This is a genomic window from Streptomyces cyaneofuscatus, from assembly GCF_042718795.1.
Taxonomy (GTDB): domain Bacteria; phylum Actinomycetota; class Actinomycetes; order Streptomycetales; family Streptomycetaceae; genus Streptomyces; species Streptomyces cyaneofuscatus_A.
Genome location: NZ_JBHXOX010000036.1, coordinates 1 through 24,544 on the forward strand (window position 1 = coordinate 1; position 24,544 = coordinate 24,544).

Annotated in this window: 25 protein-coding genes and 1 pseudogene; 20 read left to right on the forward strand and 6 right to left on the reverse strand. The window is 68.5% G+C overall.

Features of this window, described 5'->3' with window-relative positions; all coding sequences use genetic code 11:
• The 4 genes and pseudogenes from alaS to ACFWRT_RS32410 all read left to right on the forward strand — a co-directional run.
• A partial coding sequence (gene alaS, locus ACFWRT_RS32395; protein WP_381121382.1) for an alanine--tRNA ligase occupies window positions 1-2,175 on the forward strand: 2,175 nt, incomplete at its 5' end.
• Between the two features lie 76 nt (window positions 2,176-2,251).
• A pseudogene (locus ACFWRT_RS32400) lies at window positions 2,252-2,428 on the forward strand (HAD family phosphatase); the annotation flags it as partial.
• A gap of 138 nt (window positions 2,429-2,566) precedes the next feature.
• Window positions 2,567-3,136: a cysteine hydrolase family protein gene (locus tag ACFWRT_RS32405; protein ID WP_380953109.1), complete on the forward strand. Its 570-nt coding sequence runs from the start codon at window positions 2,567-2,569 to the stop codon at window positions 3,134-3,136.
• Between the two features lie 4 nt (window positions 3,137-3,140).
• Window positions 3,141-4,055 carry an FAD-dependent oxidoreductase gene (locus ACFWRT_RS32410; RefSeq protein ID WP_380953110.1) on the forward strand — a complete coding sequence of 305 codons (915 nt, stop codon included), beginning with the start codon at window positions 3,141-3,143 and terminating at the stop codon, window positions 4,053-4,055.
• Between the two features lie 996 nt (window positions 4,056-5,051).
• On the opposite strand, the gene ACFWRT_RS32415 is transcribed toward ACFWRT_RS32410, so the two are convergent.
• A complete protein-coding gene (locus ACFWRT_RS32415; RefSeq protein WP_380953111.1) occupies window positions 5,052-5,324 on the reverse strand; it encodes a hypothetical protein in 273 nt (90 codons plus the stop codon).
• 466 nt (window positions 5,325-5,790) lie between these two features.
• Between ACFWRT_RS32415 and ACFWRT_RS32420 the strand changes: the two genes are divergently transcribed.
• The 5 genes from ACFWRT_RS32420 (at window position 5,791) to ACFWRT_RS32440 (ending at window position 10,459) form a co-directional block, all read left to right on the forward strand.
• On the forward strand, window positions 5,791-6,651 hold the full coding sequence (locus ACFWRT_RS32420; RefSeq protein ID WP_376155090.1) for a SigB/SigF/SigG family RNA polymerase sigma factor: 861 nt from the start codon (window positions 5,791-5,793) through the stop codon (window positions 6,649-6,651).
• A gap of 205 nt (window positions 6,652-6,856) precedes the next feature.
• Window positions 6,857-7,900: a fatty acid desaturase family protein gene (locus ACFWRT_RS32425; RefSeq protein WP_367525767.1), complete on the forward strand. Its 1,044-nt coding sequence runs from the start codon at window positions 6,857-6,859 to the stop codon at window positions 7,898-7,900.
• Window positions 7,901-8,034: 134 nt separating this feature from the next.
• Window positions 8,035-8,844: an alpha/beta fold hydrolase gene (locus ACFWRT_RS32430; RefSeq protein WP_380953112.1), complete on the forward strand. Its 810-nt coding sequence runs from the start codon at window positions 8,035-8,037 to the stop codon at window positions 8,842-8,844.
• Window positions 8,844-10,103, forward strand: coding sequence for a PP2C family protein-serine/threonine phosphatase (locus tag ACFWRT_RS32435; RefSeq protein WP_380953113.1), 1,260 nt, complete (start codon window positions 8,844-8,846; stop codon window positions 10,101-10,103). The genes ACFWRT_RS32430 and ACFWRT_RS32435 overlap by 1 nt, the downstream gene beginning before the upstream one ends.
• The gene (locus tag ACFWRT_RS32440) at window positions 10,100-10,459 is read left to right on the forward strand and encodes an STAS domain-containing protein (protein ID WP_380953114.1); all 360 of its coding nucleotides are present in this window, start codon (window positions 10,100-10,102) and stop codon (window positions 10,457-10,459) included. Before ACFWRT_RS32435 ends, ACFWRT_RS32440 begins: the two co-directional genes overlap by 4 nt.
• Before the next feature lie 61 nt (window positions 10,460-10,520).
• Here the strand turns inward: ACFWRT_RS32440 and ACFWRT_RS32445 are convergent, their stop codons facing one another.
• The 3 genes from ACFWRT_RS32445 to ACFWRT_RS32455 all read right to left on the reverse strand — a co-directional run bounded on the left by ACFWRT_RS32445 (window position 10,521) and on the right by ACFWRT_RS32455 (window position 14,224).
• Window positions 10,521-11,672: an epoxide hydrolase family protein gene (locus tag ACFWRT_RS32445; protein WP_380953115.1), complete on the reverse strand. Its 1,152-nt coding sequence runs from the start codon at window positions 11,670-11,672 to the stop codon at window positions 10,521-10,523.
• An 885-nt stretch (window positions 11,673-12,557) separates the two neighbouring features.
• Window positions 12,558-13,709 (reverse strand): hypothetical protein, encoded by a 1,152-nt coding sequence (locus ACFWRT_RS32450; RefSeq protein ID WP_380953116.1) that lies wholly within the window; start codon window positions 13,707-13,709, stop codon window positions 12,558-12,560.
• Window positions 13,706-14,224 carry a DUF4365 domain-containing protein gene (locus tag ACFWRT_RS32455; protein ID WP_380953117.1) on the reverse strand — a complete coding sequence of 173 codons (519 nt, stop codon included), beginning with the start codon at window positions 14,222-14,224 and terminating at the stop codon, window positions 13,706-13,708. Before ACFWRT_RS32455 ends, ACFWRT_RS32450 begins: the two co-directional genes overlap by 4 nt.
• A 402-nt stretch (window positions 14,225-14,626) precedes the next feature.
• Between ACFWRT_RS32455 and ACFWRT_RS32460 the strand changes: the two genes are divergently transcribed.
• From ACFWRT_RS32460 to ACFWRT_RS32505, 10 genes are all read left to right on the forward strand, one after another.
• Window positions 14,627-15,289 carry an HAD-IA family hydrolase gene (locus ACFWRT_RS32460; protein WP_191047395.1) on the forward strand — a complete coding sequence of 221 codons (663 nt, stop codon included), beginning with the start codon at window positions 14,627-14,629 and terminating at the stop codon, window positions 15,287-15,289.
• Window positions 15,290-15,411: 122 nt separating this feature from the next.
• On the forward strand, window positions 15,412-16,581 hold the full coding sequence (locus tag ACFWRT_RS32465) for a helix-turn-helix domain-containing protein (protein ID WP_380953118.1): 1,170 nt from the start codon (window positions 15,412-15,414) through the stop codon (window positions 16,579-16,581).
• Between the two features lie 193 nt (window positions 16,582-16,774).
• Window positions 16,775-17,221 carry a recombinase family protein gene (locus ACFWRT_RS32470; RefSeq protein ID WP_181009306.1) on the forward strand — a complete coding sequence of 149 codons (447 nt, stop codon included), beginning with the start codon at window positions 16,775-16,777 and terminating at the stop codon, window positions 17,219-17,221.
• Complete coding sequence (locus ACFWRT_RS32475; protein ID WP_191047394.1) at window positions 17,218-17,412, forward strand: hypothetical protein; 195 nt, start codon at window positions 17,218-17,220, stop codon at window positions 17,410-17,412. The genes ACFWRT_RS32470 and ACFWRT_RS32475 overlap by 4 nt, the downstream gene beginning before the upstream one ends.
• Before the next feature lie 79 nt (window positions 17,413-17,491).
• On the forward strand, window positions 17,492-18,379 hold the full coding sequence (locus ACFWRT_RS32480; protein ID WP_380953119.1) for a glycosyltransferase: 888 nt from the start codon (window positions 17,492-17,494) through the stop codon (window positions 18,377-18,379).
• A complete protein-coding gene (locus ACFWRT_RS32485) occupies window positions 18,376-19,257 on the forward strand; it encodes a phosphotransferase (protein WP_380953120.1) in 882 nt (293 codons plus the stop codon). The genes ACFWRT_RS32480 and ACFWRT_RS32485 overlap by 4 nt, the downstream gene beginning before the upstream one ends.
• Window positions 19,254-19,985, forward strand: a complete 732-nt coding sequence (locus ACFWRT_RS32490) for a glycosyltransferase (protein ID WP_030725400.1) — start codon at window positions 19,254-19,256, stop codon at window positions 19,983-19,985. The genes ACFWRT_RS32485 and ACFWRT_RS32490 overlap by 4 nt, the downstream gene beginning before the upstream one ends.
• A gap of 32 nt (window positions 19,986-20,017) precedes the next feature.
• Entirely contained in the window at window positions 20,018-20,899 is an 882-nt protein-coding gene (locus ACFWRT_RS32495; protein WP_191047409.1) for a PIG-L deacetylase family protein, read from the forward strand.
• Window positions 20,893-21,507: a hypothetical protein gene (locus tag ACFWRT_RS32500; protein ID WP_030725394.1), complete on the forward strand. Its 615-nt coding sequence runs from the start codon at window positions 20,893-20,895 to the stop codon at window positions 21,505-21,507. Before ACFWRT_RS32495 ends, ACFWRT_RS32500 begins: the two co-directional genes overlap by 7 nt.
• Before the next feature lie 6 nt (window positions 21,508-21,513).
• Window positions 21,514-22,551 (forward strand): glycosyltransferase, encoded by a 1,038-nt coding sequence (locus tag ACFWRT_RS32505; protein ID WP_191047392.1) that lies wholly within the window; start codon window positions 21,514-21,516, stop codon window positions 22,549-22,551.
• Here the strand turns inward: ACFWRT_RS32505 and ACFWRT_RS32510 are convergent.
• Both ACFWRT_RS32510 and ACFWRT_RS32515 read right to left on the reverse strand, forming a co-directional pair.
• Complete coding sequence (locus ACFWRT_RS32510; RefSeq protein ID WP_234307086.1) at window positions 22,548-23,594, reverse strand: phosphotransferase; 1,047 nt, start codon at window positions 23,592-23,594, stop codon at window positions 22,548-22,550. The two genes, ACFWRT_RS32505 and ACFWRT_RS32510, sit on opposite strands and share 4 nt — an antisense overlap.
• Before the next feature lie 255 nt (window positions 23,595-23,849).
• On the reverse strand, window positions 23,850-23,981 hold the full coding sequence (locus ACFWRT_RS32515; RefSeq protein ID WP_380953121.1) for a hypothetical protein: 132 nt from the start codon (window positions 23,979-23,981) through the stop codon (window positions 23,850-23,852).
• 10 nt (window positions 23,982-23,991) lie between these two features.
• Between ACFWRT_RS32515 and ACFWRT_RS32520 the strand changes: the two genes are divergently transcribed.
• On the forward strand, window positions 23,992-24,489 hold the full coding sequence (locus ACFWRT_RS32520) for a hypothetical protein (protein ID WP_380953122.1): 498 nt from the start codon (window positions 23,992-23,994) through the stop codon (window positions 24,487-24,489).
• Window positions 24,490-24,544: the final 55 nt, after the last annotated feature.

The following is a 24,544-nucleotide window of genomic DNA, read 5'->3' on the forward strand; positions in this document are numbered from 1 at the left end:
AACTTCTGGTCCATGGGCGTCCCCGGACCGTGCGGGCCGTGCTCCGAGCTGTACTACGACCGGGGCCCGGCGTTCGGCCGGGAGGGCGGTCCGGCGGTCGACGAGGACCGGTACATGGAGTTCTGGAACCTGGTCTTCATGCAGTACGAACGTGGCCCGGGCCCCGGCAAGTCCGGCTACCCGATCCTCGGCGAGCTGCCCCGCCGCAACATCGACACCGGCATGGGCCTGGAGCGCATGGCGACCCTCCTCCAGGGCGTGGACAACCTCTACGAGATCGACCAGACCCGCCCCGTCCTCCAGCGCGCCGCCGACCTGGCCGGGCTCCGTTACGGCGCCGATCCGGAGGTGGACGTACGGCTGCGGGTCGTCGCCGACCACGTACGTACGGCCCTGATGCTCCTCGCGGACGGCACCGCCCCCGGCAACGAAGGCCGCGGCTACGTGCTCCGCAGGATCCTGCGCCGCGCCGTCCGCTCCATGCGGCTGCTCGGCTACGAGGACCTGGCGCTGGCCGAACTGCTGCCGGTGGCCCGCGACTGCATGGCGCCGAGCTATCCGGAGGTCGCTGCCGCCTATCCCCGCATCGCCGACCAGGCCGGGGCGGAGGAGGACGCCTTCCGCTCCTCGCTCCGACAGGGCACCACGGTCCTGGACACCGCCGTCGCCCGGGTCAAGGAGAACGGCGGCCGGTCCCTGCCCGGCGCGCAGGCGTTCCTGCTGCACGACACGTACGGCTTCCCCATCGACCTCACCCTGGAGATGGCCGCCGAACAGGGCGTCGAGGTCGACCGCGAGGGCTTCACCGCGCTGATGAACGAACAGCGCGAGCGGGCCCGCGCGGACGCCCGCGCCCGCAAGGCCGGCGGCACGGCGGACACCACAGCCCTGCGTACGGTCCTGACCACGCACGGCCCCACCGACTGGCGCGCCTGGGACACCCTGGAGACCGAATCCCGCGTCCTCGCGCTGCTCGGCCCGGCCGGCCCGGTGCCGGTGGCGCGTACCGGCGACGTCGTCACCGTCGTCCTGGACCGCACCCCGTTCTACGCCGAGTCCGGCGGCCAGGACAGCGACGCCGGGCTCCTGTCCGGTACGTCGGTGGAGGCCGAGGTCCTCGATGTCCAGCGCCCACTGCCCGGCCTGGTCGCGCACCAGGTCCGCGTCACCGCGGGCGAACTCGCCCCCGACGACACCGTGCACGCCGCCGTCGACCCGGAGTGGCGGCTCGGCGCCCGCCAGGCCCACTCCGGCACCCACGTCCTGCACGCCGCCCTGCGCGAGATCCTCGGCCCGAACGCCCTCCAGGCCGGCTCCTACAACCGCCCCGGCTACCTCCGCCTCGACTTCCCCTGGCGCGGCGCCCTGTCCCCCACCGTCCGCGGCGAGATCGAGGAGGCCGCCAACCGCGCCCTGCGCCGCGACCTGCCGGTCGGCGTGCGGTGGATGACCCTGCCGGAGGCGAAGGAGCTCGGCGCGCTCGCCCTCTTCGACGAGACGTACGGGGAGAAGGTGCGGGTCGTCGAGATCGGCGGCGCCTGGTCCCGGGAACTGTGCGGCGGCACCCACGTGGACCGGTCCGCGCAGATCGGCACGGTCGCGCTCACCTCGGAGGGCTCGGTCGGCGCGGGGATGCGCCGCCTGGAAGCGGCCGTGGGCATCGAGGGCTTCGGCTACCTGGCCCGCGAACGGGACCTGGTGGCGCAGCTCGCCGAGCAGCTCGGAGCCCCGCGCACCGAACTGCCCGACCGCGTCGCCGCCCTCTTGGACCGCCTGAAGACCGCCGACCGGGAGAACGCCCGCCTGGGGCAGCAGGCCACCACCGCCCGCGCCGCCGAACTCGCCACCACGGCCACCGATGCGCACGGCGTACGGACCGTCACCACCACGACGCCCGGCACCCCCCAGGAGGCCCGCACCCTCGCCCAAGCCATCCGCGACCGCCTCCCCACCGACCTGCCCGGCGCGGTGGCGGTCGGCACGCAGGACGGGGCCCTCGTCCTCGCCCTCAACAAGGCGGCGCAGGCCACCGGCCTGAACGCCTCTCAGCTGGTGAAGCAGCTCCTAGGCGGCCGCGGCGGCGGCTCCGCGGAGGTCGCCCAGGGCGGCGGCCTCCGCCCCGAGACGGTCACCGCCACACTCGCGACCCTGCCGACGGTGCTCGCCGCGCACTGACGCGAGCGCCCGCTCTTCCTGACCGGCAGGCGGTAGCGTCCCCGGGAGACCGACTGCGAGAGGGGTCGAACGCCGGATGTCGTCCAGCACAGAGGTCTCCCACGGGCGTGAGCAGCGCGGTCTGATCCTCGACTTCGCCGGAGTGCTCACCGCCGGTCCCGTCGACGTCCACCACGCCTGGTGCGTCTCCCAAGGGCTGTCACCCGGAGCGTGGCACAGCACCCTCGGCGATCACCTCCCGGCTCACCGCCGCCCGTGCTGCAGGAGACCGCGCAACACGTCCTGATGCGTGAGGCCATCATGAAGACCAGCGGATTGGCCGAACGGCTGCGCACCGCGCAGGAAGCTCTGCGCGGGAGCGCCGGCTGAGAACGGGCAGGAGTGAGAGCCGATGGACATCAGCAGTGCCGCACTGGTCGTGATCGACATGCAGAACGGCTTCGTGAACCACCACAGTCGCCACGTCGTGCCCGCCGTCGCGGAGCTCGCCGCCAGATGGTCCGCCGCCGGGCGCCCTGTCGTCTTCACCCGCTACTTCAACTATCCCGACAGCCCCTACGAGCGCTCCTTCCCATGGCGCCGGCTCCAGGAACCACCCGAGACCGACATCGTTCCCGAGCTCGCCGAGGCGGCGGGCCACGCGCACGCAGGCGTCGACAAGACCGGATACACGCTCTTCACACCCGAGGCCGCAGAACTGATGCGACGGGCCGGCTGGACCGACCTCGTCTTCTGCGGAATCGCCACCGAGAGCTGCGTTCTGAAGTCCGCCGCAGACGCCTTCGAGCACGGATACGCGCCCTGGATCGTCACCGACGCCTGTGTCGGCGACGCCGGCCCGGACGTCCACGACGCCGGCCTGCTCGTCGCCCGGCGCCTGATCGGAACAGGCCAACTCGTGGACGCCGAACATGTGATGAGCCAACTCGATACGCGGGTGGCCGACCCGGTGCTGGAATAGCCTCATGGCCGGCACACCGCTCGACACCGACCTGATCATCATCGGCGGAGGACCGGCGGGTTGCGCCGCCGCCCGTATGGCCGCCGGCGTGGGCATGCGCTCGGTCCTGGTCGAGCCGGACCGGCTGTGCCGCAACCTCTACCGGATCCCGGCCCTGAACAATGTCCTCGGCGGCCACACCAACGGCACCGACCTGGCCGACGCCATCGTGGCGGAACTGAAGGGCACCGAGCTGTGCCGCCTCGAACTCGGCAGGCGTGCCACCGAACTCCGCGCCGATGAGGACCGGGTGACCGTCACGGTCGACACCGGTGCGCGTCTCACGGCTCCGTACGCCGTCGTCGCCACCGGCGTCCGGCCCCTCCAGCCCCACGACGTCACCTGGATCACCGCCCCCGGCGGCCTCACCTTGGCTCCTCTCTGGGAGGCCGAAGCTGACGACGCCCAGGGGCGCACCCTCCTCGTCCTGGGTGGTGACCGCCCGATCGGAACGTTCCTGCGCGCCCACCCGACCACAGACACCCGCCTGCTCGTGGTGTACCCGGCAGCCGACGCGTACAAGATCGAGGAGATCCGAGACGATCCCCGGGTCACCCTCGTTCCCGTCGAGCACCTGACGTTGAAGGCTGCAGAGGGCACATCGGTGTCGGCGGAAGCAGTGGGCCAGGACGGCACGAGGCGGAAGATCGCAGCGGATTCGGCCTATCTCAGCATCGGCAACGCCCCGACCGCCCCGCCCGGCGACCTGACCCGGGCCCCGGACGGATACTGCCCGCCGACCGACCAGCACCCCCGCATCATCGTGGCCGGCGACCTCCGCTCCGCCCGCTTCCAACGGATCATGACCGCCCTGGGATCAGGCAGCGAGGCCGCACTGCACGCCTACTACGCGACCAGGGACGTGCCGATCAAGGGCTGAGAACCCTGCGGCGGGGGCGTGACGGCCACGCACTCAGCGAGAAAGTCCTGTACGAGGCAGGCTCACGGTCGGCGAGTGGCTGGACGCCTGGTTCGCGTCGAAGAAGCACCGCAGGACCGCCCTCAGCGGCCACGTGTCGCGCATCCGCATCCACCTGAAGCCCCGCGTCGACCCCCGCCACTCCCCGTGTAACTCGGCGGCAAGACATCCCCTCCGCCTCGACAACGGAGCGCCCCGACCGATCAAACCCGGTCGGGGCGCTCCACCGCAGTTCAGGAGCCTTCCGCTGCCCTGCTGTCGGTAGGCCGTGTGGGACTCGAACCCACAACCAACGGATTAAAAGTCCCCGCCGGGTTCGGGTGGGTGGTGCCGGGCGCTGCCGCCGCGTCCCGAAACGACTGGTCGGAGGGGGTGGTCGGTGCCGCGCGGTCCGGACGCGAGCGGGCTGTGCCGGAACGTCCGCTCACGCATCGCTCACGCATGGACGGCGTTGCGGCGTGCTCGACGCCGACCCCAACGGGACGGATCCGGGGCCCGATCCGTCGGACGCCGGATCCCCGTCGGCGGAGTGGCACCTCGGGCGGTCTCGGTGGAGCGGTGGACCCGGCGGAGGGGTGTCCCGGGAGAACCGCCACGCAGGCCAGGCCACCGGCGACCGAGCCGTATGGCAGGGCGTTCGGGCCGGGCGTACCGTGAGAATCAGGGAGGAATACGGCATGTGAGGGCTGCGTGCACCGATCCGACTTGCCGGGAGGTCGCGGCATGGTACGGGGTATCCGCAACACCGTGGGGCTCGTTCTAGCCGTACTCGGCGCGGCTGCGGCGCTCTGGGCTCCCTTCCGCAACTGGAACGACGGCCGGCTCGGACGCGACTTCCGGGTATGGGAGCTGTTCACCGGCGCCGGCGTCACAGATTCTGGCGCGGGCCTCTTCGCATCCATGTTCCTGCCGCTTCTCGTCGGAGCGCTTCTCACCGTTCTCGGCGTCGCGTTCCGGTCAAGACTTCTTGTTCTGGTCGCCGGGATCATCACGCTCGGATTCGCCGTTCTCTGGATGGTTCGCCAGGCGCAGGCTCAAGGCAGCCTGACGGTGACGGGCGACAGTGACGGGCTCGGCAGCGGTGTGGGGCTGGCTCTGCTGGGTGGTCTCCTGATGCTGATCGGCTCGGCTGTCATGAGCGGGCGCGAGCGCAGGGCGGTGCGCCGTGCGCGGCGTGAGCAGGAGGGGCGGGCACAGGACGCGCTGGACCGTGAGGACGCGGAGCGTCATCGCGCCGGGGTCGAGGACTCCTACGGTACGGCCGCGCGGGACGTGGCAACGGGGAGCGAGGCCGACCGCCCCGGCGCGGCCGGTGCGCAATCCGACACGAGTGCCGGCCCCCGTCGGAGCGCTCCGGTCCGGGACGACGCACCGCCGCGCACCGTCCGTCCGTCCCGGGAACAGGCACCTGCGCCACGCGGCCGACCGGTACCGGCGAGGGACGCCGACGGTGCGGGGCCTCCGCGAGGGGAGGCGGACCGGACACAGTACGAGCAGAGCGACCAGCCCACGGGATCCCACCGGTCCGATCCTGGACGCGGCCGGACGGGCGGGACGCACCCTGGTCGCGAGGACCAGCGGTAAAGCGCTCGAACAAGCCCCTTGCCCAGATCTGCGTACCCCGTCCCGATACGGGTAGGTGGCCCGTATGCCGTCGGGTCTCCGCGGCAGCTTCTGGGGCAGGGGAATCATCGCAATGCCGATATCCACGACGGCTCCGGCCTTGGCCACGGATGCGCCGCACGCACCGCTCCCGCAGATCCGCGACCCTCGCAAGGTGGCTCCGAAGGACGCTCGCGTTCTCAGCACCATCTTCTTCGAGCGGCTGAGGGTGCTGGAAGAGGGCACGCACGAGTACCAGTACGCGCGTAACACCCTGATCGAGACGAACCTGTCACTGGTCCACTTCGCCGCACGCCGGTATCGCAGCCGCGGCAGCGGCGAGATGGAGGAGATCGTCCAGGTCGGAACCGTGGGCCTGATCAAGGCGATCGACCGGTTCGACCTCAGCCGGGAGGTGGAGTTCACCTCCTTCGCCATCCCTTACATCGTCGGGGAGATCAAGCGTTTCTTCCGCGACTCCACCTGGGCGGTCCATGTACCGCGCCGCCTTCAGGAGCTGCGCGTCACCCTGGCCAAGGCCAAGGAGGAACTCGCCGGACGGCTGGACCGGGATCCCACCGTCCAGGAACTCGCCCGCCATCTGGAACTCAGCGAAGACGAGATCATCGAGGGCCTCGTCGCCTCGAACGGATACACCGCGGGATCCCTGGACAAGCCCGTCGGGAGCGAACGGGACAACGCGTCGGCCGTCACCTACGGCGACACCGAAGGGGACATCGATCCCGCCATCGAGAGGGTCGAGGATCTCCATGCGCTGGCGCCCCTGCTCGAAGACCTGAACGACCGCGACCGGTCCATCGTGGCCATGCGCTTCGGCCAGGAGATGACCCAGTCCGAGATCGGCCGGCAGCTCGGCATCTCCCAGATGCACGTCTCCCGGCTCCTGACCCATCTGCTCGGCCGCCTCCGCACCGGGATGCTGGCGCACGGATGAATCCTGCGGAGTGAGCCTCACATACCCGAGCGAGGTCCACCGCCCCGCCGGGCGGCCACTCCGATCCGAGGGGAGTTGGCCGAGGCCGCGCCCCTTCGACCCACCAGTCCAGCGACAGCGGTCACGTCCTCGGCTGTTCCGTTCCCACCACATCGCGGTGACCGCCCAACGGCTGTCCGGTGTCGGCCACGAGAGGTTCGTACCCATGACCGCAGATGTCTCCGTCCGCCCCGAGCGGACGACCGGGAGCGATTTCGCCCGGCTGTCCAAGAGGATCGTCGATCACGGCCTGATGGCCCGGCGACCCCGCTACTACGCGGTCCGGATCGTGGCTGTGGGTGCCCTGTACGTCGCCGGCTGGACCGCGTTCGTCCTCGTCGGCGCCTCCTGGTGGAACCTGGCCGTCGCCGTCTTCCTGGCCGCGGTCTTCGGCCAGGTGGCGCTGCTGGCCCACGACATCGCCCACCGCCAGGTCTTCCGTCTGCGCAAGGCCAGCGAGAGGTCGGGGCGCATCACCGCGAACGTCGGCATCGGCATGGGCTACGGCTGGTGGCAGGACAAGCACACCCGCCACCACGCCAACCCCAACCACGAGACACTCGACCCCGACATCGAGCCCGATCTGCTGGTCTGGTCGCAGGACCAGGCCCGCGCGGCCAAGGGCCTGCCCCGGCTGATCGGCCGCTCGCAGGCGTACCTGTTCTTCCCTCTCCTCACCCTGGAAGCCTTCAACCTGCACGTGTCGGGCCTGCGGGCGCTGGCCGACCGTTCGCTCAAGCACCGGCTGCTGGAGGGGTCACTGCTCGTGGCGCACTGCGCGGTCTACCTGACGGCGCTCTTCCTGGTGCTGCCGCCCGGCATGGCGATCGCCTTCCTAGCCGTCCACCAGGGCCTCTTCGGTCTGTACCTCGGCTCCGTCTTCGCCCCCAACCACAAGGGCATGCCGATCCGGACAGGCGACGACCGCCCGGACTTCCTGCGCCGCCAGGTCCTGACGTCACGCAACGTCCGCGGAAATTGGTTCACCGACATCGCCCTGGGCGGGCTGAACTACCAGATCGAGCACCATCTCTTCCCGAGCATGCCCAGCCCCAACCTGCGCAGGGCCCAGATCGTCGTCCAGCGCTACTGCGAAGAGCTGGACGTCGCCTACCTGGAGACAAGCCTGATCGCCTCCTACCGGCAAGCACTCCGCAGCCTCCACCAGGCAGGCGCTCCCCTGCGCCGGGCGGAGGCACGCCCCGCATGATCGGTGATCCCTCACCCCGCCCACGGGGCCGTGCCCGCCACAACGGCGCGACGCTCCCGCCGCACGCGGCCGTAGGCCCCGGCCACGAGCCACGGGAAAAGCCCTCCCGCCGGGGGTCTGCGACGATGGCGGGCATGGACGTGCGGAGCAGGAACCATGTCAGGGTGACCGGGCGGACCGGTGCACCGGTGGTGATGCTGGCGCACGGGTTCGGGTGCGACCAGAACATGTGGCGTCTGGTGGTGCCGGCGCTGGAGCAGCATTTCACTGTCGTCCTCTTCGACCATGTCGGCTCGGGAAACTCGCAGCTGTCTTCCTGGAGCCGGGACCGGTACGGATCGCTGGACGGGTACGTAGCCGATGTCCTGCAAATAGTTCGGGAGTTGGCGCTGGGGCCGGTCATGTTCGTGGGGCATTCGGTGAGCGCGATGATGGGCGTGCTGGCCGCCGCGCACGAGCCGGAGGCGTTCTCCGGGCTGGTGCTGCTCGCACCGTCTCCCTGTTTCATCGACGATCCGGCCACCGGGTACCGGGGTGGCTTCAGCGCCGCCGACATCGATGAGCTGCTGGAGTCGCTGGACGCCAACTATCTCGGCTGGTCGGGCGCGATGGCACCGGCGATCATGGGGAACCCGGGGCGGCCCGCGTTGGGCGAGGAGCTGACGAACAGCTTCTGTCGTGCGGATCCGGAGATCGCGCGAGTCTTCGCCCGGGTGACGTTCCTGTCCGACAACCGCGCCGACCTCGCGGCGGTGCGGGTGCCCACGCTGGTCGCCCAGTGCTCCAGCGATGCGATCGCACCGCCGGAGGTCGGCGCATACGTCCACGCCCAGATCCCGGGAAGCCGACTGGTGACGCTGAACGCGACGGGGCACTGCCCTCAGCTCGCCGCACCGGAGGAGACCGCCGCGGCGATCGCAGCGTTCGCCGGGACGGCGCGGTGATGTGCGGGACGGGCGAGGCTGCGGACAGCAAGGACCAAGCACCGGTGGATGAGGAGGCCCGCTTCTCCGAACTGCTGGAGGACAGTGCCGAGGACCTCTACGAGCGCGCCCCGTGCGGCTACCTCTCCACCCTGCTGGACGGCAGGATCGCGAAGGTCAACGCGACGCTGCTGGACTGGCTCGGCTACCGGCGCGGCGACCTGGTGGGCCGCATGGCCTTCTCCGACCTTCTGACCGTCGGGGGCCGGCTCTACCACGAGACCCACTTCGCCCCGTTGCTCCAGATGCAGGGCGAGATCAGCGGCATCGCCCTGGAACTCAAGGCGGCCGACGGCTCCCACCTGCCCGTCATGGTCACCTCGACGGTCAAGACCGGCAGCGACGGACAGCCCCTGCTGATTCGCACCACCCTCTTCGACGCCCGCGACCGCCGCGCCTACGAGACGGAACTGCTGCGCGCCCGCCAGGAGGCCGACCAGGAACGCGACCGCCTCAAGCTCCTGAACACCACTCTGCAGAAGACGCTGCTGCCCCCCACGCTGGCCAACGTACCCGGCCTCGACGTCTCAGCGCACTACCACATCGCCTCCGTCGACGAAGTCGGCGGCGACTTCTACGACCTGTTCCCCCTCGCCGCCGGCACCTGGGGCCTCTTCCTGGGCGACGTCTGCGGCAAGGGCGCCGCCGCCGCAGCCGTCACCTCCCTGGCCCGCTACACCCTGCGCGCCGCTGCTGTCTACAACCCGGACCCGGCCGCCGTTCTCGCCAACCTCAACACCGTCCTCAACCACGAGTACCAGGGCACCGACCCCCGCTTCTGCACCGTCGTCTTCGGCCTGCTCACCCCCGACCCCGACCGCGGCGGGTTCCACATAACCCTGGCCAGCGGCGGCCACCCCCCGGCCCTGCTGATGCGCGCCGACGGCACCGCCGACTACCTGCCCACCCCCGGCGGGCAGCTCATCGGCGCCCTGCCCAACGCCCACATCGCCACCACCACCGTCCACCTCTCCCCCGGCGACACCCTGCTCCTGCACACCGACGGCCTCACCGAAGCCCACACCACGGCCGCCGGCGGCGATGACCGCTACGGCGACGACGCTCTCCTCGACTTCGGCCGCGACCTCGCCCCCACCACCGCATCGGACACCATCGGTGCCGTTCGCGACCTGCTCGACGCCTTCGGCACCGGCGTGGACGACGACACCGCCGTCCTCGCCATCCACGTGCCCCGACCCCTCAGTGAAGAGCAGCAGTGACCCAGCACTTGACCCTGAGCACCCGCACCACCGCTGCCGGCCCGGTCATGGAACTCGCCGGGGAACTCGACCACCACACCGCGCCACGGGTCCGCGACGCCCTGGCCGGTCTCGCTCTGCGCCCTGGGCAGCAGCTCGTCGTGGACCTCAAGGGCATCACCTTCTGCGACTCCAGCGGCCTCACCGTCCTCATCGCAGCCCGCAACCACGCTCTGGCCGCCGACGCGACCATCGCGCTGGCAGCCGTCCCCGAACGTCTCTCCCGGATCCTCGGCATCACCGGTCTGGACGATGTCTTCCCCAGCCACCCCACCGCACAGGACGCTGAACACGCCTGGCGAACCACCTCGGACTGACCGCCGGACCGCACGTACGAGTCACGCGGTGGTCGTAGTACCCGCTCCAGCCAACGCCCTGTCAGGTGCGGAGGGTGCGGAAGAAGGCACGGATGTCGTCGACGAACAGGTCGGGAACCTCGAAGGCGGGAAAGTGCCCGCCCTCGGCGTGCTCGCGGAAGAAGGTGGTGTCGTCACGCGGGCCGAGGACCTTGCGGACCAGCGGGTCGCTGGAGAACAGCGAGGAGGCCATGGGCACCCCGGAAGGACTGCCCCAGCCCGGGTCGTCGGCGTGGGCCAGCTCCCAGTAGAAGTCACCCGCCGCCGGTCCGGTCCGGGTGAACCAGTACAGGCTCGCGGTGATCAGCACGTTCTCGCGGCTGATCGGGGTGGCGGGATTGGCCCATTGCACGAACTTCTCGGCGATCCACGCCAACTGCAGGACCGGAGAGTCGGCGAGGCCCGCCGAGAGGGCGTTGGGTGCGGTCATGTGCAGCACCTTGTAGCCCTTCATCTGCGACCAGTTGCGCTGCGCCGCTTCGAGCCCGGCTTGCTCGTCCGGGCTCAGCCCGTCCGGCACGGGGAGGTCCTCGCCGGCCATGCCGAGCTGGAGCCGGTCGCCGTGGGTGTGCGCACCGATGACCCGGTCCGGCATCAGGGTGACCACTCGACCGGTCACGCCGGCCCCGAGGTCGCCCCCTTCGACGCCGAATCGCCCATAGCCCAGGCGGGTCATCAGCTCGCCGAAGGCCAGGGCGGTGCGCTCCAGGTTCCAGCCGCGCGCCGAGAGAGGGCTGGAGAAGGCGAAGCCGGGCAGCGAGGGAATGACTACGTGGAACGCGTCGGCGGGATCCCCGCCATGAGCGCGCGGATCGGTCAGCGGCCCGCTCGCTTCCAGGAACTCCACGAACGAGGTCGGGTAGCTGTGGTTCAGCAACAGCGGCGTGGCGTCCGGCTCCGGCGAGCGCAGATGCAGGAAGTGGATGGTCTGCCCGTCGATCTCGGTCAGAAACTGCGGATAGGCGTTCAGCCTGGCCTCATGTGCCCGCCAGTCGAATCCGTTCCTCCAGTGGTCGGCCAGTTCGTGGAGGTGGTCCGGCGAGATGCCGTGATCCCACTCCGATGCGGCGCCGGGTACCGGGTACGGCGATCGGGTGCGCGCCAGGCGGTCCTGTAGATCGTCGAGAGCGGCCTGCGGGATCTGGATCCGGAACGGGCTGATGTCAGCAGACATAATGCTGAACATATACATATATTCATTGGCGTGTCGCCATGAAAGAGTCATACAGGTGACGGCATAACCACCAGGTCCGGAGTCGCGCGGGTCCCTCAGGCAGATCGCGATCAGGGACAACAATCAGCTCGTCTCGCTGTCGAGCCGCATCGCATCAGTGCCCGCCCCGGAGCCCGGGTATTCGATCTGTGCTGACGACCTGCGCGGGATCACATGACTCGCCACTCGGCAAACTGCCATGGTGACTTCGCAGCAGCCACGAAGGCGGAGGGGCCCCTGAAGGCGGGCGAGGACGGCCAGTTAACAGGGTGCGGGAGACGCTCTCCCCGTGCATCTCAGCGGCAAGGCAGTCCCTCCGCAGGAGAACCGGTGACGATCCGCTCACGCACGAACCCCCGAACACCAGAACGCCTCGGCCGGCTTCCGCCGGCCGAGGCGCTAAGTAGCAGGTCAGAGGAGGTTTCCCCGCCCTGCTGTCGGTAGGCCGTGTGGGACTCGAACCACAACCAACGGATTGAAAGTCCTGGTCAGGGGCGGTCGGGCAATGTCGGCCGATGCCGCTTCGTCCGGAACGGCCTGGCCAGACGGGCTGCCCGGTGCCGCGCGATCCGGAAGAAACCAGGCTGTTCCGGAGCGTCTGCTCACGCGTTGCTCACGCATCCTGCGCATTGACGAGCAAACTGAGCTTGCCTGTGCAGCGCAGTCTCGTTGCACCAAGTCGGCGCCGTGACCTTCGAAGCTTCACAGTGCTCCGGTCCCGGCATGGGGGAATCAACCAGGGCTACTTCGCCTGGACATCCCAACAGCCGGACTGTCGCCCGAGACCAAATGCCCTGATGTCGGCGAACCACATCAACGTCGGCATCAAGTCATGAAGTCAATCGATCACTCATCTACTTGGTCAAAAGTCATGACTGACCTATCAGGACCGAATGTGCGCACCTTCATGCTTGCTGGGCGTCCCGGGGTGGAATCCAAAATCCCTGTTACAACGACTCGCCGCCGCTCACCATGATATTGGGCAGCGCGCCTATAGGTTGCGAGATCCAATTCGAAAGAGACGGAACGTCGGCGACCGTCAATAACCGTCTCGAGCGCGACGCGACCGCTCTCCTCGTTAGCCTTGAGTGACATTCTCCTGATCACACCATAAAGAACTGTATCTGAAGGGGTTTCCGAATCTTTAAGTTCTTTACTGATACTGGAGAGGATGGCTTCATGCTCCCGTGCGAAGAAGACATGACTCCTCAAGTCGACTGGAACGGGCGATGCGGGCGCCCAATTGAAGGCTACGTCAAAGATTCCAACCTTTCCCTTTCCGATTACCTCCAGAACTGCAGCACATAGCTCACTTGAAACTCCCTCGCCAACCGAATCAAGAACTTCACTTCGCGATGGCACCCTGTCTCGATCGACTGACATTTCAGAAAGTGTTTCCAGTGAGCGAGATAGCGTAGCAAGCACCCTTCGATCGAAGTATGTGTCCTCCGAATGGACCTCCAGGAGCGGAATCCCGTCCTCATTCCGAGCAGTGGCACCGAAACGAGCACTGCTGATGATCGGAACTACATAGGAACCTTCTCTTGTCTGACCGAGGCGGAGTCGCCGAGCATGAGCGTGGGCAGCCTTCGGAATGGAGGTGCCATAGTAACTTTGGCGATTAATTGTCGCAGCGGCAGCCGAAACCATTAGATGGTTAGCGGCATTAAAGAGTCCCATTCCCGCCTGAAGCGAGATAGTCCCCTCCGCAATATCCTCCCCCTGAGCGCGGAGATCCGTCACATCGAGAAACTGCCTAGAAATATCTCGAAGAACATCCTCCGGCAGCCTCTGCTCTCGCCTAGCGACCTCATCAGTGAGAATATTTACAATCTTCCTAAAATCTTCGGCATCTGCAGAGCGTGGAACCAGGACGGAAGAACCTGAATCTCCGTTTGGCTGCCAAAGCTCCGCCAAAGGTCCAGCCTTGGCGCGCCTCCATCCGGCGCGACTCAGATAGCTGACCATTTCGTTGAATCCCACGTCGGAGGTAATCACGCGATAGCCTCCCCAATCGAGGCACGCGGCCCCCAAAGTCGCTCGTCAGAGAATTCAAGCATTACGTCAAGGCCGAAACTATTGAGCCTCTGAGGCTGCGGAAGGTGGATTCTCTTGGTTACGCTACCTTCAGCCTCGGGAAGATCTTGAATCTGAGCGTAGAAACCGGAGCAGCGCATCAATACAGAATCGAGGCTGTGCTCAAGCCAGGTGTCAACATCGCGTGGAACGACCACCAGCCCTAGGTAGCCTGCTGCGGTCCGTCGGGGTCCACGCAGCTTGTTGTAGGTAGCTACATCAAGGTCAAAAGTGTGCGTCGTACCGTCCGCGAGGAGCTGAGGGTCGAAGGTGCACTTCATCTGCAGCTCGACGAGGGTGTGGTCACGCTTGAGTGTCACGTCGACGCCGTCCTTGTCAACGTTCCAGGTCGCGATCGTGGCGTTCGCCTGCGTAGCCACGCCAAGCACATAGGCAAGGCTGATCTGCTCCTGTTGCCAGGTTGCAGGCTCCCCCATATGGCCCCCTCCACGCTGCCCCAGCACAGGTAGCCAGAGTAGCGGCCGACACTCGCAGCAGTGAGGGTAGGGCCAAAGATCCCGCCCTGCCCACGCGATTCGACGTTCCCCATGCCGCTCTGCCTGTGCTCACAGTGCAGTCACCTCCCGGAGGCTCGGCTTTGCTACTCCCTAGGTTGGCATGCGGGTCGGACAGGTGCCTTGAGAGGCACGACAGGCCAGAGTCTTCTACCTCGTGCCCGTCGACAATAGGTACTACGCACTGGGTAGAAGCAGGGGTGGGAGCAGCGCTTTGTCTCCTATGGCCTGCGTGGATCGGCGGCAGTGGTGGGCTCTGCGCGCGATCGCTGTGGTACGCGGTAGCGTCCTCGGGAGACTAACTGCGGCAGGGAGAAACACGGGATGTCGTACAGAGCAGAGGTCGCCAACGTGCACGAGCAACGTGGGCTGATCCTCGACTTCGCCGGCGTCCTCACCGCCAGCCCCGTCGACGTCCACCGCGCCTGGTGCGTCTCCGAAGGACTAGCCCCCGGAGCATGGCGCAGGACTCTCAACGATCACCCTGAAGGGCGCCGTCTCTACACGGCGTTGGAGATCGGCGAGATAGGGCAAGCCGAGTGGAACCAGAGCACGGCCCCGCTTCTCGGTGATCACGTCGATCCCGTGAACCTTATGGGGCGGGCCTGGGCCAAGGTGCCTGTGGCTAGTCGTATGGTGGCGCTTGCCCGCGCCGCGCGGGCGGCCGGTCATCGGCTCGCGTTGCTCTCCAACAGCTTCGGCCTCGATCCGTTCAACCCGTACGAACATGTCGGCATCTGGGACCTGTTCGACGTACACGTGGTGTCCGAGCTCGTGGGGCTGGCCAAGCCCGACTCCGCCATCTATCAGCTCACTCTCGAACTCATCGGCGTCCCAGCCGAGCAGTGCGTCTTCGTGGATGATCACGCGGTCAACCTCCCGCCGGCTGCCGAGCTGGGCATCACCACCGTCCACGCGACTGACGAGGACATCGCGGTGGGCGAGCTGGAGGCGCTCCTCGGCGTGACGGCGACGACCGTCGCATAGGGCCAACTACTGTCCGGTCAAAGCCTGTCGGCACGATCGTTCCACCCAGTACTGTCCGTGTGGATCCCATCACGCGGAGGTTCTAGATCATGCAATGGTCGGAATACACCACCGCGGAGCGTATGAAGGCGCTCCGCGGCGCCATGACCCAAGAGCAGTTAGCCGAGGCCGCCGCTGTGTCCGTCGGTGTGGTCCGCAAGCTCGAACGCGGAGGAACGGCGTCCCTCCCCTCTCTGCTTTCGATCGCCGACGCGCTCGGCACGGACATCGCCGTGCTTCTCGGGCAGCAGGCTCCCCGGCGGTCCATGGACCGCGACGAACGCGCCGCTCTGCGCCTAGTTTCGGCAGCCACCCATGACGCTGCCATCGGTATCCCCGCCGATGTCGAGCCCGGCACCACCGAAGAGCTCCGTGCAGTCGTCCGTCGCGCGGACGCCGCCTACTGGGGAGGCAGGTACACCGAGCTCGGCACCCTCCTGGGCCGGCTCCTGCCCGAGGCGCGAGCCAGGCTCGACGCTGCAAGCAGCGTCGAGCGGGAAGCGGCAGCAGGCGTTCTGATCGACACCTTCCAGACTGCGGGCATGGCGGCCAACGTGCTCGGTTCGCGCGATCTCGCGTACGCGGCGCTGACGTACGGCCGCCAGATCGCCGTGCAGACCGGGGACGATCTACGGGACGCCCACCTCGCCGCGACGACCGCGTGGGTCAACCTTCGAGACGGCCGTACGAAGCAGGGCTTCCTTCTCGCCGCAGCCCAGGCCGACCGGATCGAACCCAGGATGAGCGAGCACGATCCGGACCGGTTGAGCGTGTACGGCCAGCTCGTCACGAACGCTGCTGTCGCCGCGTCCCGAGGCGGTGCCGGAGCGGACAGTGCCCGCGAATATCTGTCTCAAGCCCATGCCGTTGCCGCCCGCATAGGTGAGGAACGGGCTCGTGGCTCCCATGCCCAGCCGTACGGGCCCATGTACGCCGCCACGCAGGCCATGAGCATCGCAGTGGCGCTCGGCGACACTGCCGGAGCGCTGCGGCTGATGGATACCGTTCGCCTGGACGAGGCCGTCCCCCTGGCAACCCGGGCCCGCTACGGCTTGGACGTCGCCCTCACCCAGGTCGAATGTCGGCGGTGGGACGCCGCCGCCGACACGCTCCAAAACGTCTGCACGATGGCTCCGGGATGGGTGCGCCACCAGATGCTCCCCGGGGTAATCATCAGTCGGCTCGCCGGAGTGTCCGTTCACCGGCTCAGGGGTCTCGCTGACTCCGCAGGCGTCCCACTCGCTGTGCGCTGATCCTGGTCGGCACTGCAACGGTCCGTAGCAGTCCGGTTGCTGACATCTGCACGACTGACACGGATCGTTGCACCTAGCCAAGCTGGCTTCCCTGCCATGCCACGAGGCGTGGCAGGGCAGTTGAGTACGGGCCACCGTCGGAGTCACGGGCCGTGTCTGGGCCTGTGCCTGACAGCCCAGCAGCCTTGTGGGCATGCCGATCAATCCATCAGGCGCTCTGGGACACGTTCCCGTTGCCGTCTACGTCTGCGCCCTCGCCCCCACCGCCGTCCGTGAGGGAGAGGAGCGGGGTCGCTACTACGCCGACGCACGCCACTGGCACGTCGCCGGCGCATGGTCCGACTCCGACCCGGGCCTGCCACTCGCGGAACGCCCCGGTTGGCAGGCAGTCACGGCCGCCCTGTCCACAGGCATGATCCGGGGGATCGTCGTCGGTGCGCTGACTCATGTCGCGTCCGATGCGGCCCAGTTCGCCAGCCTCGGTGTCCTCATCCGCGAACGAGGCGGGTTCCTCACCGATGTCGCCGGGGCCTTGCCGACCCGCTACACGCCCGGCCAGCGCGAGCGGCGACGCGACATCGCAGACGCGGCCTCCGGATGGTCACCACAGAGCCAAGCGGCCGAAGAAGGTGCTTCGTGACTGCGGCAAGGGCGTGGGTCGGCGACCTCGTCAGGGACGGATGCGGCACGCGAGCGATCGTCACCGATGTCCGAGCCCGCGGCACCGTCTGGGTGTTGCGACCGCCGGTCGGCGGCGGCCCCCACTGGGAGACCGACGACCCCGACACCCTGGAGATCATCGCCCGCCGCGGAGTCCACGACAGCCCGTAGGCCCCTGCTGCTCGTCTCCTCCGACAGCCTTCGACCCGTTCGTCATGCCCGTGCACCACTCCCGGAAGGCGGATCACCCATGTACGCGTTCGGCCTGTGCATCGACCAGCAATACCTCGTCCCCGGTCTCGCCGCCCTATGCGGGCTGGCGGACGGACTCACTCCTGCGGCCCGCCGCAGCGCCGCCGTGCGCGTGCTGACGCTCGACCTCACCCGAACACAGGCCCTGCTCTTCTCCGACCTCGCCAAGCGAAGGGGCTTCGGCTCCTTCGACATTCGCCGTTGCGTCCCGTTGCGGACCTTGCGGATGGCTGACGCCTCCTACATCAGCATCACCACCTATCTGCGTTTCGAGTTCACCAGGGCCTTCGTCCATCGGCCGTACCTGATCTACGTGGACGCTGATGTCCTCGTGCAGGGAGACCTCACCGTTCCGCTGGGCTCGCTCCGGCCGGACGAGACCGGTGCCGTACGCGACGAGTTCAACCCGACCATCGGGGCATGCCCGGCCCTGCCCGGAGCTGCCGAACGCTGGCCCCACCTGCGTGGGCGCCCGTACTTCAACGCGGGCGTGCTCTGGCTCCACACCGAGCACATGCCCCGTGTCCGCCGAGGCGTCGAGCACGCCCTGACGCACACGCGGCGCCACATTCTCCACAACGACCAGGACGCCCTGAACCTGTGGCTCCTGCGATCCGGCCGAGTGCGCCCGGTGACCGGCGGCTTCAACCGGTTCGAGGTCGGCCGGTTCCTCGAACGCGGGAACTGGGTGCGCCGGGTCGTCATGCGATCGCCGAAGCCCGATCCGGCCGCCGCTCTCGTGCACTTCGTCGGTCCCGAGAAGCCGTGGCAGGCCGACTGCCCCGCCACGGAGGACGTCGTCGAGTACCGCCGGCACCTGGCGGGTGTTATGAGGCAGGTCCGTCGGCTGGGCGCCGTCGGCGTGGAACCGGCGGGTGTGCGGTGAAGGGGGCAGTCCCGGCCGTCGTCTCGCGCGCCGCCCTCGCTCTGGTCGGTGCCCCGGTTCGTACCGCGTGCCGTCTGTCCGCCCGCTCGCGCACGGCTGTGTACCGGGTGGGCCTGATGGACGGGCGAAGCGTCGTCATCAAGCTGTACGCGGCCACCGCACGTCGAAACGCGGCAACGGAGAGCGCCGCGATCCGATCGGTGGCGCACCACGTCCCTGTACCGACTGTCGTCGGATACGGCCACGTCCCTGGTCACGAGGCGACCGCCCTCATCACCTCCGACCTGGGGCCACTTACCCTCGGCAGCGCCATGCGATCTGGTCTGGTTTCCGACGAGCGAACCCTGAAGGACCTGGCCGGCCTGCTCGGGCGCCTGCACAGGGCACCCGTCCAGCCGTGGGCACCACGTCGGCCGTTCTACGAACAGGTCGCCTCGCTCGGCCGTCGCTGCCCGCCCAGCGGGCTGGACCGCATCGGTCCCGCCCTGGCTGCCATCACCGACGCCTCCCCCACGGCGCTTGTGTGGTGCCACGGCGACCTGCACGGCGACAACGTCGTACTCGCCCGCCCCCGGGCCGTCCGCCACTTGGTCGACTTCACCGACGCCGCAGCCGGTCCCCGCGAGTCCGACGTCGCCCAGACCCTGGTCATGACCGATGCCCTCTCTCCGCTCCTGGCCCGGACGGTCACCGACGTCTACCCCCTCGCCCTCGACCACCGCCTGCTGTCCGCATGGGCCGTCTTCCACACCACGCGCTCCTGGGCGTACTCCTCTCCGGGCGACGACCGCGCCCTGTGGGAACGCCGCCTGGACGACCTGAGCCGACGCACCCCGTACCTCTTCCGCAGCCACCGCCCGGAAAGGACGCACCGATGACCACACCTGCCCTGTCGGTGGTGATCCCGGCCTACAACGAGGCCGCCTACCTGCCCCGCTACCTCCCTTCCGTCCTCACCTCGCTCGCCCGCTGGGAGGAGGCCACGGGCCACATGGGGGAGGTGATCGTCGTCGACAACGCCAGCACCGACGCCACCGCCGACACGGCCGCCTCCTTCGGCGTCCGCGTCGTGACCGAGACCGTCCGCAGCATCGGCCGGGTCCGCAACACCGGAGCGACCGCGGCCCGCGGCGATCGGCTGTTCTTCACCGACGCCGACGTAGCCCTTCCCCTGGAGGCGGTCACCGCAGCTGCAGCCGCCATGAACGCCGGGGCCGTCGGCGGAGCCATTCCTCCGCTCTACACGCCCGAACGTCTCGGCGCCCGCCTGCTGTGCGCCTACTGGGACCACTACCGCACCCGGCGCGGGGGAGCCCAGGGCGTCAACCAGTTCTGCACCGCCGACGCCTTTTACCGCATCGGCGGGTACCGGGACGACCTGTTCATGAGCGAGGACGTGGAGTTCTTCGCCCGGCTCACCACTCACGGCCAGGCCCTCGGCCGCCCCGTGACGATCCTCGACGAACTGCGCGTACGTCCGTCGACCCGTCGCTACGACCAGTGGTCGAGCCTGCGGATGCTCTGGTGGCAGAACCCCGTGACCGCCCGTCTGCGCCTCCGGTCGCCCCGCAAGTGGCGCCACTGGTACGAGACCACCGTGCGATGACGAAGGAGTCCCCTGTGCGCCCGCCCTTGCCCGTGCCGGACGGCCACGGCATCTACACCTTCCCCGACGACCTCCACCGCGCCCACCAGGAGCACACCCGGCAGCTCGCCGACCGCCACCACGCCGACGACCACCACGTCCTGGAGGTGACCGCACCTCACACCCGCGTCTCTTACTACATCGAGGCCCGCGCCCCCGCCGGCCGCCCGGTCCTCGTCGTCGAACCCCACCACGACGACTTCGCCCTGTCCGCCTCCGGCACCTTCCTCGTTCGCCCCCGACCGCTCACCGTCGTGACCGTCTTCACCCGCTCCCGCAGCGTTCACCCCGCCCTGGAGACCACGTACACCGACATCGAGGCGGTGTCTGGACTGCGCGACCGCGAGGGCGCCACCGCGCTCGCACCGTTCGGCGCCCGCCGGTACCTCCTCGGCCACAAGGACGCCGACCCTCCGTACCAGCCCTACGCCCCCGAGAGACTCAACCGGATCACGGAGGAAATCCACCGGATCGCCGCCGCCCACCCTGGCGCCGAACTCCTGGCGCCCGCCGCTGTCACCCGCCACCCCGACCACCTCCTCGTCCACGAGGCGGCTGTTCGTCTCGGGTGCCGCTGGTTCTGGGAGGACCTCGCCTTCTGGTCCACGTATGCGCTCGCCGGCTGCGACCAGCACCTCTTCCATACGCGTACGGGGGCGACGATGCGACCCGAGCCTGTTGACATCACCGACGTGGTCTTGGACAAGGTCACCGTCCTGCGAATGCACGGCTCCCAGATGCACCCGGCCCGGAAGATGTACCGGCCGATCCGGCACGCCTTCACCACGGCCGCCGACCTCGTCGACCTCCCCGGCCTCGTCGACCCACCCGGCCTCTACGCCGAACGCTTCTACCGAACGGAGCCGTCGTGCTGATCGTCGCCCTGGAGGGACCTTCGTACGCCGGGAAGTCCACGGCGATACGCCACCTGCGCCGCACCGCCCTCGGCACCCGGGCGTTCTTCTCCGACTGCTATGTCGAGCACATCAGCCACCGCGACGACATCCCCCCGGCCCGCACCGCCTCTGCGGCTGCTCAACTCGGCGCCTTCGAGAGGTTCATGGAGATCGAGACCACCAGAGTCTCCGAGGCCGCCGCGAGCGGCAGACGCCTGGTGATCCTCGACCGTTCCGTGGACACGCTCCTCGCCCACGCGTACGCCTTGGACGCCCTGTTCGGGTACGGCGTCCATCACCAGCTCCGCCATCGACTCCAGACGCTTCCGTTCCTGCGCCCCGACCACACCCTCTACCTCCACGTTCCGGCCGAAGCCCTCCGCCTGCGGCGCAAGGCCGTCGGCCACACGGCCGCCGAGTCCGACTACTTCCTCCACGAACCCGACTTCCTGCGCCACGCCCACGACTACTTCGCCCACGCTGCCCAGGAGCCCTTGACACGCGAACTCACCGTCCTGGCTGCGGACACCGACCCGGACGAAGTCGCCCAGGCCGTGGAAGCCCTCGTCTCCTTCTGGGCCAGGTGATCGCCGGTGCCCACCGCCCTCTTCGCCTGGCGCCGCACCCCGCCCCCGTTCCTCATCGGCGGCGCCGAGGTCACCCAGCAACTCCTCGCCGAAGAACTCGCCGCCTCGGGCTGGCACGTCACCTACCTCGGGTCGCACGAAGCCCCCTGGAACGGGAGGACCCAGCTCCCGGAAATGCGCGCCCACCTGGACCTGCATCGCGTCCCGCACGACGAGGAAGCGGGCGCCCTGCACTACCGGTGGAACGGGGTCGCGTGCTCCGCGTTGACGCAGAACAACGTGGAGCACGCGTTCGGGAGTCTGCTGAGCACGCTCCGTCCCGACGTCGTCTTCACCTCGCAGGAAGGCTCGGCGCAGCTCGCCGTACAAGCCCGTTCGACCACACTCGTCGTCGGCCTCCTGCATTCCGTCTCCGCCACGGGTCTGAGCGTCCTCGCCGGCCGACCCCACTACGGCCTCGCCGTGTCGGAGTTCGTCCAGGCACGCGCACCTCACGCCGCCGGAACCCGCCTTGCCGTGATGTACCCGCCGTTCGCTCCACCCGGGCCGAGCACAGACGAGAACCGCTCCACGTCCGTACTGATGATCAATCCCATCCCGGCCAAGGGCTCGGATCTGCTCCATCAACTCATCCGCCTCATGCCGGAACAGCACTTCACCCTGGTCGAAGGCTGGTGGGACACGGCCGCCGACTTCGCCGCGCACCGGAACGTGACGTACGTGCCCCGCGTGTACGACATGGGGCCCCTGTACCGGAGCCACCGCCTGCTGCTGGTCCCGTCCGTCGTAGAAGACGCCTTCCCTCGCGTGATCGTCGAAGCTGCGCTGCACAGGATCCCGAGCATCGGGACCAATCGGGGCGGCATCCCTGAAGCGATCGGCAACGCGGGCATCGTCTTGCCCGGCACCGCCGGCCCTGAGACATGGACGCAAGAGATCCGGAACGCCGACTGCGAGGGCCTGGGAACAAGGGCCCTGCGCCGGGCGACCCGGTTCACACGACCGTGCCTTCCCCAACTTCTGGAACTCGGTATCCAGAGCTAGACAGTCCCGGCGAACGCCCGCTCCACCGCGTCGAGCCGCTCCGTCCACCAGTGCAGGAGTGCCTCGTCGGCAAGGAAGAGGTCGTCACAGGAGTGGTCACCCCGGTCGTAGTGGAATTCGAGCTGCCAGAAGTCCGTCATCCGCTTCCACCACAGCCGCCGGGCGGCATCGACCAGTACGGCCGGCTCCAGCCGGATCACCGACCGGTAGCCGGCCGTGAACGCCGACACCCGCTCCAGGTCGAAAACACCCTTCACACCGAACTGCACCTGCGCCGTACGCACGACCTCCTCCGCGTACGAACGAATGCCCAGTCGGTCCCAGTCCAGAACCGCGACCAGCTCACCACTCGCCCAGAGAAGGTTCCGGTACTGGAAGTCACCGTGGGTCCAACCGTGTGGCCCCGCATGGACCTCCCCCTCGGGGCGCAGGTGGGCGTGCTTGTCGAGAAGGAGCTTGCGCTCTTCGAGGGCAGCGGACGCGGCCACATCGAAGACGTCGCCGACACCCCCGGTCGGCACCGCCCCCGCAAGCCGATCGGCCTTCTCCACAGCTCGCCCGGCCTCCGTCACCTCCGCGGTGACCGATGGCGGCACGGCGGGCAGCCCTGCGCCCTCGGCAGCGCGGTTCAGTACCGTATGGAGCCGCGCGAGGTGTGCGCCGAGATCGGACACCTGCGACAAGCACAGGTCGATTCCACGCACATGTTCACCGTCCGACCAGGGGAACAGGCAATAGCCGCTGCCGCCGACTTCGGCGATCACATCGCCCGAAACGGTGGGTAGCGGAGCATGTACGGGGACGCCGTGCGAAACGAGGACGGGGAGGACCGCGAGGTTGCGCCGGAGCAGGTCGATCGGCACATCCGTGACCCGCTTGAGGGCGAACCTCCCGACCGGGGTGTCCAGCCGCCAGTTCACGTTCATCAGGCCATCGGCCAAGTGCCGCCGGTCCAGCACCTCGCCGATGTCGAACACTTCGATCAACTCGGCAAGATCGTCTACAGGGATGTGCGTCCTGCCCGCCACGTTCGCGTCGGTCACCTGGGCGACGATACGGGAGCCAGCTACCCAGGCGCACAAGGATCACTGACTGCTTCTGCGAGGCCGGACGTCTAAGGCGGGAACCACTCTGACCACCGTGATCAACGTCGCCGTACATGTGGCTGCTGCGGTGCAGCGGCCGGTGTGGCCGTCGCAGGGTGGATCGGAGTGCCGGGGCGTCGTGTGGTGCTGCGGGCCATGGCTGCTTGGGCGCGTGGGCTGGGGGTGTGGCGTTGGCCGAGGCAGCGGCAGCGCTCATTCCTCGACGGCGCCAAGAGCCGCCCGCAGTAGGATGAGGTCGGATTTCGACATCACCCAAATTCCCTCACCACCAAGGGCATTGAGGATTTTGGCTGTTTTCTTCCCCAGGACGGCTCCGAGCGGCATGCTCAGGACCATGGGACGAAACAGCCAGCGCCGTCGGAGCGCACGCGACACCCGAGCCGCAAACAACCTGACGCCCGACCTCTCCGAGATCTCCCGCGTCCGGACGCAGAGGCGCCTGCGAGCGGACATCGCGACCTGGATGGCGAACCCCTCGAAGGGACCCGGACGGTCCTTCCTCGAAGGTGAGCATCCTTCCGACCCCACCATGGTCATGGCGATCCTCATGGCCTGGCTCGTCGGGGCGAGGGAGCAAATCACCGAGGACCAGGCCCGAGATACCGTCCTGTGGGTGTCCGACAATCTGGGAATCCAGCACGACGACCTACTCCAAGTGGCGGGGTTCATCGGCCACCCGGACGCCCCCAACCTGACCCTGAACCAGGCGGTGGAGGGCTACGGAGACCCGATGGCCTTCGTTCTCTCCATGGTGCTGCTGTCAGGCGGCTTGGTCGCCGCAGTCGGCGGCGCGGACCCGGACTGGCTCAAGCAGTTCGACCTGGCTTCCTGAACAGGTTGGGCCCTTTGCGGCAACCATTTGACCTGCCTCCTCACGTACAGCCCCC

Coding starts and splice junctions, on each gene's coding strand:
- ACFWRT_RS32490 (WP_030725400.1), top strand. CDS start 19,254: ATGACCACACCTGCCCTGTCGGTGGTGATCCCGGCCTACAACGAGGCC.
- ACFWRT_RS32445 (WP_380953115.1), bottom strand. CDS start 11,672: ATGTCTGCTGACATCAGCCCGTTCCGGATCCAGATCCCGCAGGCCGCT.
- ACFWRT_RS32420 (WP_376155090.1), top strand. CDS start 5,791: ATGCCGATATCCACGACGGCTCCGGCCTTGGCCACGGATGCGCCGCAC.
- ACFWRT_RS32515 (WP_380953121.1), bottom strand. CDS start 23,981: ATGCCGCTCGGAGCCGTCCTGGGGAAGAAAACAGCCAAAATCCTCAAT.
- ACFWRT_RS32430 (WP_380953112.1), top strand. CDS start 8,035: ATGGACGTGCGGAGCAGGAACCATGTCAGGGTGACCGGGCGGACCGGT.
- ACFWRT_RS32415 (WP_380953111.1), bottom strand. CDS start 5,324: ATGACGCTCCGCGTCCTCACGGTCCAGCGCGTCCTGTGCCCGCCCCTC.
- ACFWRT_RS32455 (WP_380953117.1), bottom strand. CDS start 14,224: ATGGGGGAGCCTGCAACCTGGCAACAGGAGCAGATCAGCCTTGCCTAT.
- ACFWRT_RS32410 (WP_380953110.1), top strand. CDS start 3,141: ATGGCCGGCACACCGCTCGACACCGACCTGATCATCATCGGCGGAGGA.
- ACFWRT_RS32465 (WP_380953118.1), top strand. CDS start 15,412: ATGAAGGCGCTCCGCGGCGCCATGACCCAAGAGCAGTTAGCCGAGGCC.
- ACFWRT_RS32425 (WP_367525767.1), top strand. CDS start 6,857: ATGACCGCAGATGTCTCCGTCCGCCCCGAGCGGACGACCGGGAGCGAT.
- ACFWRT_RS32460 (WP_191047395.1), top strand. CDS start 14,627: ATGTCGTACAGAGCAGAGGTCGCCAACGTGCACGAGCAACGTGGGCTG.
- ACFWRT_RS32405 (WP_380953109.1), top strand. CDS start 2,567: ATGGACATCAGCAGTGCCGCACTGGTCGTGATCGACATGCAGAACGGC.
- ACFWRT_RS32520 (WP_380953122.1), top strand. CDS start 23,992: ATGGGACGAAACAGCCAGCGCCGTCGGAGCGCACGCGACACCCGAGCC.
- ACFWRT_RS32480 (WP_380953119.1), top strand. CDS start 17,492: ATGTACGCGTTCGGCCTGTGCATCGACCAGCAATACCTCGTCCCCGGT.
- ACFWRT_RS32435 (WP_380953113.1), top strand. CDS start 8,844: ATGTGCGGGACGGGCGAGGCTGCGGACAGCAAGGACCAAGCACCGGTG.
- ACFWRT_RS32470 (WP_181009306.1), top strand. CDS start 16,775: ATGCCGATCAATCCATCAGGCGCTCTGGGACACGTTCCCGTTGCCGTC.